This window comes from Pirellulales bacterium (genome assembly GCA_035656635.1).
Classification (GTDB): Bacteria; Planctomycetota; Planctomycetia; order Pirellulales; family JADZDJ01; genus DATJYL01.
In genome coordinates this window covers 18,712-32,024 of record DASRSD010000093.1, presented here as the reverse complement: position 1 = coordinate 32,024, position 13,313 = coordinate 18,712, and the positions used below count along the sequence as shown (strand labels likewise).

Below are 13,313 nucleotides of genomic sequence, written 5' to 3'. Positions count from 1 at the left end.
CGTGATCGACGGTCGGCAATTACGCGTGCCCAACTGGCTTACGTTTCCCATGATTATTAGCGGATGGGTTTTCGGCGCCGTCACAGCAGGCTGGGCAGGATTAGGGGAAAGCTTGTTAGGCACGGTGGTGGGATTGGCGTTACTGATGCCAGCATACGCAATTGGCGGCATGGGCGCCGGAGATGTGAAACTGCTAGCAGGCGTGGGAGCTTGGGTTGGCGCCACAACCACATTTTATTCGTTCTGTATATCGGCGCTGGTCGGCGGAGTGATTGCTCTGACAATGGTCCTCCTGCGGCATAAATGGAAACACCATAAAGATCAATTCTGATCGATTGTCGGCGAGGTAATTACCATCGGTAAACCCACCGAATTAGCTGCCATTGCCGCGGAACGAAAAAGCACGATGCTGCTACTGCCTTATGGCATTCCGATCGCCATTGGCACCATTGCTTACTTCTTTTGGGCTGGATTGCTGCTATGAACATGAATACTTTGCGATGCTATCACCGTGCGTTGCGCGGTCAAAGCCAGGTAACTTCGGTAAATCTGACGGCACCTGCGCCGAAAGTGGAGAAGTTCTGCCGGACTTGCCGAAGACACCGACGAGGGGCCGCTGTCGTTGAATTCGCAATCGTTGCCCCGGTATTTTTCCTGCTCGTATTCGGCATGGTTGAATACGGCCGAATGGTGATGGTGCAGCAAGTCATTACGAATGCTGCGCGGGAAGGCGCCCGAGTGGGCGTGCTGGACGGATCGACCTATTCGGATGTTCAAACGGCAGTCAACAATTATTTGACCGCCGCCAAAATATCCACAACCTTCACAACCATTACGGTAACTCCAAATCCACCGAGCAGCCAGACTACCGGTAGCCCGGTGACAGTGAGCGTATCGATTCCATTTTCAAAAGTCAGTTGGTTGCCGACTCCGTTGTACCTTGGTTCAACAACCCTGTCGGCGACGTCCGTGATGCGGCGAGAGGGCGTACAGTAAAATTGAATCCAAAATCTCAAGTTGCAGCGCCTCGATTGCGATCGAAGACTCGAACTTGAAGTTTCACGTGAGAGCAAATTATGCGACCCAAATCGTTGATTTTGTTGTTGCTGGCTTTAGGCTGTGGTTTGGTGGCATCCATCGGCATTAGCCAGGTGATGCAAAACCGCAACCACGACCAGGCCCCCGTGGTGGAGATGGATAAAATCCTGGTGGCCAGTCACGATATCAAGGTCAACGAGCCCCTGTCGGACAAAAACGTGCAACTGGAAGATTGGCCTAAGGAAAAGATTCCTGCCGACGTGGTCCACGATATCAAGGAACTGGAAAATCAACGCGCGGGTGGAATCATTTTGGTGGGTGAGCCGATCCGCAAGGCAAAGTTTGCTGTCGACAACCGCATTCAAGAAATTCCACATGGTTATCGAGTGGTGGCCGTGCCGGCGGACGCAGTCAGCGCCACGGGAAATTTATTGCAACCGGGCGATCGGGTCGATATTGTCGTCTCCATCAAGCATGGAACGATTTCGCAGAGCCAGGTAGCGAAAACCATTTTGCAAAACATTCGCGTCTTTGCCATCAACGAACAGTGGCGACCGACGGAGGGCAATAAATCCGACGAATCGATTACGGCCAAGACGGTATCGCTGCTTGTCACGCCCGGTGAGGCGGAAACGATTGCGCTGGCCAGCGAATTAGGGCATATTCGGCTTGTGCTTCGCAATCCCAATGACGAACAAGTGGCGGATACGTCGGGGACCGAGGAAAACGAGATTCTGACTGGCAAAACGAAAGGAAACCACGACCAGGATTTGACAAAATCTGGCGGAGGAATTCTCGATTGGTTGAAACAACAAACCGGTTCTGCCCCGTCAACAGCACCAACGCCGGCGTCAACGCTGAATCCCGAAGAACATTTTACAATGACGCTCCAAAAGGGTGACGAACTGAGTCGGGTTGAATTCAGCCGAAAAAACAAGGATGACCGTTGGCAAAATAACAGTGTCGACGCCACTGGCAGCGGCGGCCAATCGTCTGCTGCAGTAGTTACCCCTTCCCCAAATCAATCGCCCGCACAGCCGACTTTATAAAGCCCTTGCTTTGCTGAGACGGCTACGGAAAGAAAACGACGCCCAAACACTTATAGATTTCTCGCTCACGACCCATGGCTTACGAGGTGTTCCTCGTTAATCCACTCATCTTTTCACTGACACCAAATTCCTAGGCTAGGGATAGCACAAGAGGGGGACAAGGATGTTCTCACGCAATTTCCGACAGGTTGCTGCTGCGCGCACAATGGCCGCAATCGTCATCGCATGCACTGTAAATCAGAATGCATACGCTCAGCAGTTAAACGCTCCGCTGCCATCCGCGAATCCGATTCGGACAATGCCGCCCGCTCCGGCATTTGGCGCTATTCAGACGCCTGGTCCCATTCAAACTCCCGGCGCATTTCAAACGCCGGGCGTAACTCAAACACCGGGGGCGATACAAAGCCCTGCCGCTGATCCGCAACATTCCAACGATCTTTCAATTCCGTCGGGTTTCGCGCCTGTGGCAAACGATTTGATTCACCACATTCAGGGCCCCTCGGAACGGATGGAAATGACGGTCAACGCCAGCCGCATTTTAACACTGGACCAAAACATTCCTCGCGCCCAGGTTAATAATCGTGAAATCTTGGAATTGACCGCGCTGTCTCCCAACGAAATTCAGGTATTGGCCAAAAAAGCCGGGGTAACCCAAATCAATTTGTGGAACGAGAAAGGCCAAATCTATACCGTCGATTGCGTGGTCTCTGGCGACGCGCGCGAGTTGACGGAACTGCTTCGCGCAGAATTTCCTGCCGCTAACTTGCGTGTTCGTCCAATGGCCAGCAGCGTGCTGTTGACTGGTTTTGTCGATCGCGCCGATCAAATCAGCCAAATTATTCAAATCGCGCAAGATTATTATCCCAAGGTCGTGCCGAACATTCAGGTGGGCGGCGTGCAACAGATCATGTTGCACGTGAAGGTGGCAGAAGTGTCGCGAACGAAGCTGCGAGAGTTAGGCTTTGACTTCGCCTCCGTTAACGGCGGAAGTTTTCTAGCGTCCAGCATTAGCAATCTCCTTGCTCCTGGAACGGTTGCCGGCACCGCGGCACCCTCCGCGTTGGGCGACACGGTTCGCTTTGGCTTGGTGAAGAACAATACAGCCTTCTTTGGCTTCCTGGATGCCCTGCGAAAGGAAGATTTGTTGAAGGTCTTGTCCGATCCCACGCTGGTTACCGTCAGCGGTCGTCCGGCACAGTTCAAAGTTGGCGGCGAAATTCCCTATCCGGCCAACTCCACTTTGAACGGTGTTAGCGTAGCCTATAAAGACACCGGAATTACGGTTGACTTTGTGCCCATCGTCCTGGGGAATGGAAACATTCGGTTGGAAGTCCGCCCGATTGATCGCGAACTTGATCCCACGCAAAGTTTTGAGATTGCGCCAGGCGTAGAGTCCCCCGCTTTCACATTACGTCAGGTAGATACCGGCGTGGAAATGAGAGCAGGGCAAACGTTGGCCATCGCAGGATTGGTGCAAAAGAGGTTGAATGCAGAAAAACAGGAAATCCCTTGGCTGGGTGAAATGCCCTACGTTGGCGCAGCCTTCCGTCATGTGAAGCAGACAGAAGAAGAAGTAGAATTGTTATTCCTGGTTACGCCTGAGATTGTCCAAGCACTGGATCCCTGCGAAGTTCCGCAGTGCTTCCCCGGCATGCATACCGATGTTCCCAGTGATTGTGGCCTGTATTTCAAAGGTTACAACGAAGTGCCTTCAAAGGGTCCGTGTGGTCCTTATGGCTGCAACCCCGCCTGTGGCTCAGGCGACTTGCGCGAAGGCCCAGGATATGGACCCGAAGGCGCGCCGTTTATGATGGGACCGATGCCTGGCGGTATCGTTCCCGCATCGCCGGAACCCATTCCATCCCCACCTCCGCCTGCCAGGCCGACGTCATCTGGTTATGCACCTGGATCGGGCAATACGACCAGCAATAGCATGAATCAAACCAGCCGGATTGCACGCCTACCCAATGCTGTGCCACCTGCCGTGGCATCCCCGCCGTCTGCCACGCCATCCGTTTCATCCAGTACGGATAACCGTTACAAACCGCCTACGGTGCAAAATCAGTATCCGGCAAACGGGGCGATTCCTTCGGGCGGCTCGCCTGGTTTCATCGGGCCGGTTGGATATGACGTATTAAACTAGAGAGCGCTCGTGCCCTAAGTTTTATGACGTCAACGCGCTGCCTGTGGAGTTTTGAAGACGAATTCTTAATGTTGTGCAGATGCCTGAGGCAACATGCTTGCGTCAGCATTGGATCGACGGCATAAGAATTCATCTTTGCTAGGCGGTTCTTCACTGCAGTGCGGCATGTTTCCAGAATTACAACATGACTAACGTTTTACGGCTAGCCATTGTCGACCCTAGCGATCCATCACGGGAATCGCTCAAGTCGATTTTGCTTGGCCTGGACATGGTGTGGTTGGAAGCGGAATGCTCCCGCTACGAGTTTTTCGCGGATGTCATTGCGCAAACGCATCCCGATATTGGCGTTGTCGCTCTCGATGCTGATCCGGACAAAGCGTTGAAGCTGGTCGAGCAGTTGGCGGCGGCATCGCCTCAGTGCAGCATTCTGGTCGTTAGCGGATCGACTGATGGCAGTTTGATCCTGCGCGCCATGCGTGCCGGCGCAAAAGAGTTCTTGCCCAAGCCGCTTAAAATTGAAGATTTAGTTGGTGCTCTTGGGCGATTGAGCGAGCGTCAGTTTGGCAAGGGGGAAGGCAAAGTTCGTGGCTGCCAGGTGATTTCTGTGTGCGGAGCTACGGGCGGAGTCGGCACTACCAGCCTGGCAGTCAACTTAGGTTGCGCATTGGCTGCGGATTCGAAGAACTCGGTTTGCCTCGTGGATCTCGATTTAAGTCTCGGCGATGCCGATGTGTTTCTCGACACGATTCCCGACTATACCCTGGTCGACGTGGCCCAAAATGTGGAACGACTTGACTTCACGCTTCTCAAGCGCTCGCTGACCAAGCATTCGTCCGGGCTGTTCCTGTTGCCGCGCCCGGTTCAATTAGCGGACGCCGCCCAGATCACTACGGAAGATCTGCAACGAATGATTGGTTTGTTGAAGGCGACCTTTACGCATTTAATCATCGACCTTTCCAAGGGCTACAACGCCTTGGACATGGTTGCACTGGAAACGGCCACCGAAGTGTTGTTGGTAACCCAGCTTGATTTGCCGTGTTTGCGAAATGTGGTTCGGTTGATGATGTCGTTCGGCGAAATCGAGGGATTAAAAGAGAAGGTGAAAATCGTCGTCAACCGGGTGGGGCTGGATGCGTCGCAAATCAGCTCCAAAAAGGCGCAAGAGACCATCGGCCGCGAAATTTTCTGGGAACTGCCGAACGATTATCGCACCATGTCCGAAGTGCGCAACAATGGCGTGCCGCTTTTAGAGCATGCGGCCAAAGCAGCGATCACGCAAGCGATCGTCGAAATGGCCGAGCGGTTCAGCTCCGGCGCGGTATCCGAAAATTCAGCCGCCAATATCGAGGAAAGCGTCAAAGCAGGAAAAGGCTCGCGGTGGAAGGGATTGTTTGGCAGCAAAAAATAGTCGCTGGATGCTGCACCGACGCTTCGGATGAGCGTCCTGCCACATTTCCCGTCAACTTTTCTTTTCTGGCAGTCGCTTTTTTGCGACGCCGACGCTGCTAAATGTGAGCTATGGTTGTCGGGGTCGGGAGTATACCCGTCCCCATTTTCACTCCATTAGCTCCACACTTCTATGCCGCCGATTAAACCCATGCCGACTGTTTCTCGTCCAGGCGATAAAACTTCGTCCTCCGATTTTGAGGCTTTGAAGCGTCGGATCCATACCAAATTGGTCGACAAGCTCGATTTGTCGCGCGTGGGTGAACTCGAAGGCGATGTGTTGCGTCGGGAAATTCGGCTCGTCGTGGAGCACTTGTGCGACACGGAAGATCATCTGCTGAATCGCAGCGAGCGAGATCGCCTGGTCGAAGAAGTGCTCGACGAAACGTTCGGCCTAGGCCCGCTAGAATTGCTGCTAAAAGATTCGGGGATCAGCGATATTTTGATCAATGGCCCCAAGCACATTTATGTCGAACGTCGCGGGAAGCTGGAAAAAACCAACGTTCAATTTCGCGACAATTCGCACCTGCTGCAAATCATCGATCGAATTGTGTCGCGCGTGGGACGCCGGGTGGACGAAGTCTGCCCGATGGTTGATGCCCGGTTGCCGGATGGCAGCCGTGTAAACGCCATCATTCCGCCGTTGGCATTGGATGGAGCTGCTGTTTCCATCCGTCGCTTCGGCGCCAATCCACTCAAGTTGGAAGACCTGCTCAACTATAAAGCATTCACGCCGGAAATGGTCATGCTGCTGGAAGGCGCCATCAAAGCGCGGCTGAACATCCTCATCTCCGGCGGTACGGGCTCTGGTAAAACGACATTGCTAAATACTTTGTCCAGCTTTATCCCCGGTCATGAACGCATTGTGACCATCGAAGACGCGGCCGAATTGCAGCTCCAGCAAGAACACGTTGTACGCTTGGAGACCAGGCCACCGAACATCGAAGGCAAAGGGGCAATTACCGCTACCGATTTGGTGAAAAACGCCCTGCGTATGCGGCCTGAAAGAGTGATCATCGGCGAGTGCCGCGGAGCGGAAACGCTTGATATGTTGCAGGCCATGAATACCGGTCACGAAGGATCAATGACCACCCTGCACGCCAACTCGCCGCGCGACGCCATTTCGCGCATTGAAACCATGATCACCATGGCCGGATTCGAATTGCCTTTGAAGGCCTTGCGCCAACAGATTGCAAGCTCGGTCGATTTGATCATTCAAGCCAATCGCCTCCAAGGCGGGCTGAGAAAAATAACTCATATTACCGAGATCACGGGAATGGAACAGGAAACGGTCGTGATGCAGGACATTTATCTGTATTGCCAGGATGGAATTGACGAAGCAAGCCGTGCCGTGGGTCGTTTTGAAGCGACAGGGATTCGTCCCACGTTTATGGAACGTTTGGAACGGGCAGGTGTCCGTTTGCCCGCCAGTGCATTTCGCCAACGAACCATGTTGCAGTGCTAAGTTTTAAGGTGAATTTTAGGCTGTCGCCCGGGAGTGGTCGGCTGGTCGAACAAAAAACATTCAATCGCCTGTGGTTTTAGCGTCTTATGTCCCCTCTGCTGATTTCGATTGCTGCATTTTTTGCCGTCGCCGCACTTGTCGGCGGCGTGGCGTTGCTACTGCGCAGTGACCAATCGAGCCGCAACGAAGATCGTTTAGCTTTGCTGACTGCGAATAAAGCCGGTGGAGCTAAAAATATTCTGCAAGATGCGGGTGTGCTCAGCCAACCGTTATCCTTTAAACAAGGGGCCTTTGCTGAATTTCTGGGGAGCTTCCGCCAAATCAGTTTGTTGTTTGTGCAGGCCGACACGTCGCTGACGCCCTCCAAGTTCTGCATCATTAGCGGGGTGATGGGTGTTTCCGGGTCGGTCGCGGCGGTTGCCACGGGCCTGAATCCCGCATTCATTCCGGTCTTTTTCGTGCTGGCTGGTTTGTTGCCATTATTTTGGTTGTTGTTCCGCCGCCGCCGCCGATTGCGCGCCTTTGGAAAGCAGCTCCCCGATGCTTTAGAGCTCATCGCCAGGGCGCTGCGCGCGGGACACAGTTTGAGCGCGGGCTTCAATTTGGTGGCGGGAGAAATGAAAGCGCCGATTGGCATCGAATTTCAGCGCTGTTACGAAGAACAAAATTTGGGCATTTCGCTCGACGAAGCACTGAAGAACCTGACCAATCGCGTTCCGAACCTGGATTTGAAATTCTTTTGCACAGCCCTGGTGTTGCAACGTCAGACCGGCGGCGATTTGGCCGAGATCCTCGATAAAATTGGCAGTCTGGTTCGCGAACGTTTCCGCATTTGGGGACAAGTGCAGGCGCTAACCGGCGAAGGTCGTTTATCTGGAATTGTGTTGTTGGCGCTGCCGCCCGTGCTGTTTGCGACCGTCTACTACCTGAACCCCGATTATGTGACCGTGCTGTTCACTGACCCCATCGGCAAAAAGATGTTGGCCGGCGGGGTTGTGATGCAAATTTTGGGCGCTTTAGTCATCCGAAAAATTGTGAATATCAAAGTTTAGCGGCGACAATTCTCTGGCGAAAACGAAACACCGGCGCACTCCAACGCACTGCTACAGAATTAACTCAACCATTTAAATTTGCGTAGCTATCATGATTCTGCTCATTGCCAATGCACTGCTCACGATGGAAAGAATTGTGCCGATTGCTGTCTTCGGCCTGTTTGCGGTCATCGTGTTTTGGGTGCTCAACGTGTTTGCCGGCAAAGGAGATCGAACCACCGAGCGCTTGGAGGAATTGCGCAATCCTTTAAACCGCCGCCGCGAAAAACTTGGCAAGGGAGCCAAAAAGCAAGACGCGATGTCCAAAATGCTGGAGAAAGCGACTCCCGTTTTCTCAGCTCCCTTGCAACCGAAAACGGAGGTTGAAACCAGCAAGCTCAAGCAAAAACTTTCGCAAGCTGGCTTCCGAGGCGACGCCGTGGCGGGGACGTTCTTGGGCTTGAAGTTTGCCGGGCTCATGGCCGGCTTGTTTTTGGGCGGCGGCAGCATTGTCCTGATCAAAGGCGCCAATACTGATTCGTTGATCTACACAGTTATAGTCGCATCGTTTTTTTTCTATCTTCCGGACCTTGTTGTTTGGTTTATTGGTCGCCGGCGCAAACAAAGCATTTTCCTCACCTTGCCCGATGCGCTTGATCTGTTGGTGGTTTGTGTGGAGGCAGGCCTGGGATTAGATCAGGCGATGCGCAAAGTTACGGAGGAAATGCGCCGCACCGCGCGTGTAATTTCCGAGGAATTCGGCCTGTGTAATTTTCACTTGCAGATGGGTAAAAGCCGCAACGACGTGCTGCGCGATCTAGGGGAACGCACCGGGGTTGATGACGTGCGCAGCCTGGCGGCCATATTAATTCAGGCGGATAAGTTTGGTTCCAGCGTCGCTCAGGCGCTACGTGTGCAAAGTGATTCGATGCGCACGCGGCGGCGCCAACTAGCAGAAGAAAAAGCCGCCAAAACCGCGGTGAAGCTGATCTTTCCTTTGGTGATCTTCATTTTCCCGGGCATTTTTGTGGTGCTTGTCGGCCCGGCTGCTATCACCATGGTTCGCGAAATGTTCCCTGTGATGCAGGGACATAAGTAAGCAGGTCGCGCGTAACTTGCGGCATGCCTGTAAGCTTTAACGATTCGCGAAAAGCTGTCGATCCATGAAGTGGTGCGGATTAATATGCGCCTTGCAGAGTATGCCTGGCGCGCTAGCCGATAGGGAAGATATGTTCCCGTGCTAATGTTTTCGCCGTCGGCACATCTAGTTTTTCGCAGATAGAACCACGCAGGAGGATGCCATCATGCTCCGTCCACTGATTGCCATTACGGTTGCCTTATTATTTGGTGTGACAACCCCGGGGCTGGCTGGCGATGTTTCGAATGGTTATCAGCCCAACAGCCCGTGGCATAATTTTTGGGTCGATTGGCACCGTAATAATGCGTGGACCAAGCCGTTTGTCGATGTAGACACTGCTAGCGTATGGAATGTTGTCGATGCCCAAGTGGCCAAGGGATGGGAAACACAAGATTTATTGGGCGATGCCCACTTTGAGTCCGGTAACACGAAGCTATCACCAGCGGGCCAATTGAAAGTGCACGAAATTTTAACCCGCAACCCGGTTGCGTTCCGGAGCGTGTTTGTTGCCCAGGGTTGGACCGAAGATGTGACTGCTAAGCGGTTGGCGACAGCGCAAGCAGCCACGGCTCAAATGGTGGGCCCTGGCCCCATGCCGCCCGTGTTGGTAAGTAACTTGGAACCTGCTACCACGCCTGCCGAGAACGTTGCTGGCGTCAACACTTGGTACAACGGCTTCATGACCAGCATTCCAAAGCCGCAGGTGAAGGCATTCCAGCAAGACGATGATTCATCGGGCGGCGGCAGCCCATAGGCCATCGCTCCTCCCCGTTAAAAGCGTTACCGTTGGCAAGTTCTGCTTATGCGGATTCCGAGCCCACGTCGATGGATACCTACGAGACTGCCTATGTGCCATCGCTTTGCTAGCATCGATCGAAGCTGCCATGATTGTGCAAATGATACCGCGAGGTGCACCGTGAGTTCAATCTCGCAATTCATCTGCCTGCTTGCTTGCTTCGCTGTATCACTGAGTGGTTGCACCGGCTGGTTTAGCAGTCCATCTCTTAGTTGGATGTCGCCGAAAAAATCGGCCGCTACGTCTACATTTAGCACTGATTCAGCCACGGCTTCAACAACAACGAGCGGCGGTCTGTTTGCCAAGAAAGAGAAGGCCACTCCGGATTTGTACGTTGCCACTGCCCGACTGTGCGAATCGCGCAGCGATTTTTCCGGCGCCGAAGCGCAATACGAAAAGGCACTCAAAGAATCTCCCAACTATGTGCCGGCCCTGCTCTCGTACGCGCATTTGATGGATCACCAAATTAAGCTGGCCGAAGCGACAAAGCTTTACGAGCGGGCTATTAAGGCGAATCCTAAGGAAGCCGCCGCATACAACGATTTGGGTCTGTGTGTAGCGCGCCGTGGAATGGCCGCCGAAGCGCAAACCAATCTAATGAAGGCCGTACAATTACAGCCGGAAAAGGCATTGTATCGAAATAATTTGGCTACCCTGTTGGTCGATCAGAACAAGCCGGATGAAGCGTTGGCACAACTTAAGGCGGTGAATAACGAAGCGATTGCCAACTATGATCTGGCCATATTGCTGGAGCAGCGGGGTCAAATTGGCTTAGCTCAAGCGCATTTCCAACACGCTGTGGAATTGGACCCAGCGTTTGCGGAAGCACGACAATGGAGCCAGCAAATTGCCGCCCGAATCGCAGCCAATCCTGCTCCGGCAACTCCCGTCTATGAGGCTTCAACCAATCAGCAGCTGCGGATGGCCAGCGTGCAATCTCCAAAGTATGGCTCCTACGGGATTGCACCCGTACCGCCTGCCTCAAATCGCATTCCGACTCAAGCGGCTTTCCCAAACATCGCACAGACACCGCAAAACGTTCCGCCGCTGAATAACGATTTGCGTGCATTGCCCCCAGTGCAATGAGTGACTGTTAGATTGGCTCGCTCGCCATTGCTTCATGCCCGCAGCGAAGCACCATGTGTAGAAGCGCAGGCAGCCACAATTTCATCACGCACGGAGTCAGCTTCCGTATTCGTCAATGTTCCATCTTGCCGGCGTAAGGTGATGGTAAGCAACTGGCTTTTCTTGCCAGGCCCCAATCGTTGTGGATCGCGGTAGGTGTCCCGGTATTCGACCGTTTCTAATGCGCTTCTCGCAGCGCTGCGTATGGTTGCCAGCATATCCGCCCAACGAACGTAATCGTCAACGACTAAATTCAGGTCACGGGTTACTGCCGGGTAGGTTGAAAGCTGCGTTGCTTGTGGCACCAGGTTAGCAATCGCTTCTAATTCAGCAATTTTTATTTCTCCCACCGTGGTCGAACCATGCAACTCGAACATTTTCAAGCCCGCTGAACTTACTTCACCGAGATATCCAACTCGCTTGCCGGCCAGACGCAATTCCACAGCCCTGCTCGGGCGGAACAATTCGTGAGTGTAATCAGCAACTTCCAAGGACACTTCAGGATTCAGCCGCGAAATAATTCGCTCCAGAACTCCCTTTACGCTGAAGAAATCGGCCCCGCTTGTGATGCCCAACATTAACGGTTCGTCGGGCAATGCACCGGCTTGGGACAGATATACTCGGGCAATTTCTAACAATTCGACGCTCGGATTCGCCAGTGCCTCGTTATTCCGCCGCGCTTCCAGCAAACTGGGAATTAAACTCCGCCGCAACCGGTCAGCTCGTCGTAATATATGAGTCGACGAAACGAGCGCCGGCAGTTGAGTCCACGGACTAAATGCTTCGGAAGCTGCTTCGCTGACCACGCTAAGCGTCATGGCTTCGTCGATTCCGGCCGAGATTAATGTTTCCCGCACTTTGGCCAGCACCCGATCGCGCGGGGTCTTTTGGCTGGCAGCCATGGGCACGTTCACATCTTCCGGAATGGCATCGTAACCATGAATGCGGGCTACTTCTTCGACCAAATCAATTTCGCGAGTCAAATCCCGACGCCAACTCGGCGGGATAAATTTGCCTTCTTTTTCAGTTGAACCCAACGAGTTGACATTCAAGCTTTGAAGAATTTGTTCGACCCTTTGCCGATCGATCTCAATTCCTAAAATCCGCTTAAGCTGTGCATATCGCAACACAATTAGCTCGCGCGGCGACGGTTTGCTGCCGACATCAATGATGCCGGCGGCCAATTCACCGCCCGCAATTTGTAGAATCAGTTCGCAGCACCGTCGGCTAGCCCATTCGATTCCTTCTGAATCTATCCCGCGTTCAAAGCGATACGATGAGTCGCTGTGCAGGGCTAACTTTCGGGCCGTGTTGCGAATACAAAGCGGATCGAATTCCGCGGCTTCGATTAGTACGTCAGTCGTAGACGATGTGACTTCTGTGTTGGCGCCCCCCATCACGCCGCCCAAGGCCACGGCTCGGCTGCGATCCGCAATGACACACATGCCGGGCTCCAGCTCATAGGTTTTGTGATTGATCGCTTCCAGCCGTTCCCCCTTGCGAGCTTCCCGCACAATAATTTCACGGCCGTCGAGCTTTTGAAAATTGAACGCATGCAAGGGCTGGCCGCACTCCATCAACACATAATTCGTGATGTCGACGACATTATTAATGGCCGCAATGCCCAGCGTGCTTAGCCGATCCGTGATCGATTTCGGGCTGGCTTGCACTTTGACACCGCGGAGGAGACGGGCCGTGTAACGGTTGCACAAGTTCGGGCATTGCAACGTTACTTTAGTGAATTCTGCAACAGAGGTTTTTCCTTGTGGCGGCTGAGGATTAGGAATCGTGAGCGGCACGCCGAAAATCGCAGCCGCTTCCCGGGCAATTCCAAGATGCCCCAAACAGTCCGGCCGGTTGCTGGTAACTTCCAGGTCAATCGCCAAATCGTCCGCTACGGATTTTGTATTTTCATGGTTCAAGCCGGCCAGCATCAAACGCCGCTCGAATTCCTCTGGAGGCATCGACAGCGAGACGTATTGTTTGAGCCAGTTCCAGGAAACAATCATGAGCGGGCCGAACGATTAAGAAAGCTTACGGAGGCAATTGAACCGGGCCAGTGTAGTCAATAAATGTTCAAGC

At 53.4% G+C, this 13,313-nt stretch carries 11 protein-coding genes; 10 read left to right on the top strand and 1 reads right to left on the bottom strand.

The features are described from left to right. From VFE46_08715 to VFE46_08670, 10 genes are all read left to right on the top strand, one after another. A partial coding sequence (locus tag VFE46_08715; protein ID HZZ28070.1) for an A24 family peptidase occupies positions 1 to 331 on the top strand: 331 nt, incomplete at its 5' end. 131 nt (positions 332 to 462) lie between these two features. Further along, positions 463 to 996, top strand: coding sequence for a TadE family protein (locus VFE46_08710; GenBank protein ID HZZ28069.1), 534 nt, complete (start codon positions 463 to 465; stop codon positions 994 to 996). A gap of 80 nt (positions 997 to 1,076) precedes the next feature. Further along, on the top strand, positions 1,077 to 2,087 hold the full coding sequence (gene cpaB, locus VFE46_08705; protein ID HZZ28068.1) for a Flp pilus assembly protein CpaB: 1,011 nt from the start codon (positions 1,077 to 1,079) through the stop codon (positions 2,085 to 2,087). Positions 2,088 to 2,385: 298 nt separating this feature from the next. After that, positions 2,386 to 4,230, top strand: a complete 1,845-nt coding sequence (locus VFE46_08700; GenBank protein HZZ28067.1) for a pilus assembly protein N-terminal domain-containing protein — start codon at positions 2,386 to 2,388, stop codon at positions 4,228 to 4,230. Positions 4,231 to 4,414: 184 nt separating this feature from the next. Continuing rightward, complete coding sequence (locus VFE46_08695) at positions 4,415 to 5,638, top strand: response regulator (GenBank protein HZZ28066.1); 1,224 nt, start codon at positions 4,415 to 4,417, stop codon at positions 5,636 to 5,638. A gap of 189 nt (positions 5,639 to 5,827) precedes the next feature. Continuing rightward, positions 5,828 to 7,141 (top strand): CpaF family protein, encoded by a 1,314-nt coding sequence (locus VFE46_08690; GenBank protein HZZ28065.1) that lies wholly within the window; start codon positions 5,828 to 5,830, stop codon positions 7,139 to 7,141. An 86-nt stretch (positions 7,142 to 7,227) separates the two neighbouring features. After that, entirely contained in the window at positions 7,228 to 8,193 is a 966-nt protein-coding gene (locus tag VFE46_08685; protein HZZ28064.1) for a type II secretion system F family protein, read from the top strand. A 91-nt stretch (positions 8,194 to 8,284) separates the two neighbouring features. Next, on the top strand, positions 8,285 to 9,271 hold the full coding sequence (locus VFE46_08680; protein ID HZZ28063.1) for a type II secretion system F family protein: 987 nt from the start codon (positions 8,285 to 8,287) through the stop codon (positions 9,269 to 9,271). Positions 9,272 to 9,476: 205 nt separating this feature from the next. Continuing rightward, on the top strand, positions 9,477 to 10,064 hold the full coding sequence (locus tag VFE46_08675) for a hypothetical protein (protein HZZ28062.1): 588 nt from the start codon (positions 9,477 to 9,479) through the stop codon (positions 10,062 to 10,064). 162 nt (positions 10,065 to 10,226) lie between these two features. Beyond that, positions 10,227 to 11,192: a tetratricopeptide repeat protein gene (locus VFE46_08670; GenBank protein ID HZZ28061.1), complete on the top strand. Its 966-nt coding sequence runs from the start codon at positions 10,227 to 10,229 to the stop codon at positions 11,190 to 11,192. 32 nt (positions 11,193 to 11,224) lie between these two features. Here the strand turns inward: VFE46_08670 and pheT are convergent, their stop codons facing one another. Further along, positions 11,225 to 13,240, bottom strand: a complete 2,016-nt coding sequence (pheT, locus tag VFE46_08665; GenBank protein ID HZZ28060.1) for a phenylalanine--tRNA ligase subunit beta — start codon at positions 13,238 to 13,240, stop codon at positions 11,225 to 11,227. Positions 13,241 to 13,313 lie beyond the last annotated feature (73 nt).

Bases quoted from the DNA above. Each gene is read 5' to 3' on its own strand.
- cpaB (HZZ28068.1), top strand. From the start codon at position 1,077: ATGCGACCCAAATCGTTGATTTTGTTGTTGCTGGCTTTAGGCTGTGGT.
- VFE46_08700 (HZZ28067.1), top strand. From the start codon at position 2,386: ATGCCGCCCGCTCCGGCATTTGGCGCTATTCAGACGCCTGGTCCCATT.
- VFE46_08695 (HZZ28066.1), top strand. From the start codon at position 4,415: ATGACTAACGTTTTACGGCTAGCCATTGTCGACCCTAGCGATCCATCA.
- VFE46_08690 (HZZ28065.1), top strand. From the start codon at position 5,828: ATGCCGACTGTTTCTCGTCCAGGCGATAAAACTTCGTCCTCCGATTTT.
- VFE46_08685 (HZZ28064.1), top strand. From the start codon at position 7,228: ATGTCCCCTCTGCTGATTTCGATTGCTGCATTTTTTGCCGTCGCCGCA.
- VFE46_08680 (HZZ28063.1), top strand. From the start codon at position 8,285: ATGATTCTGCTCATTGCCAATGCACTGCTCACGATGGAAAGAATTGTG.
- VFE46_08675 (HZZ28062.1), top strand. From the start codon at position 9,477: ATGCTCCGTCCACTGATTGCCATTACGGTTGCCTTATTATTTGGTGTG.
- pheT (HZZ28060.1), bottom strand. From the start codon at position 13,240: ATGATTGTTTCCTGGAACTGGCTCAAACAATACGTCTCGCTGTCGATG.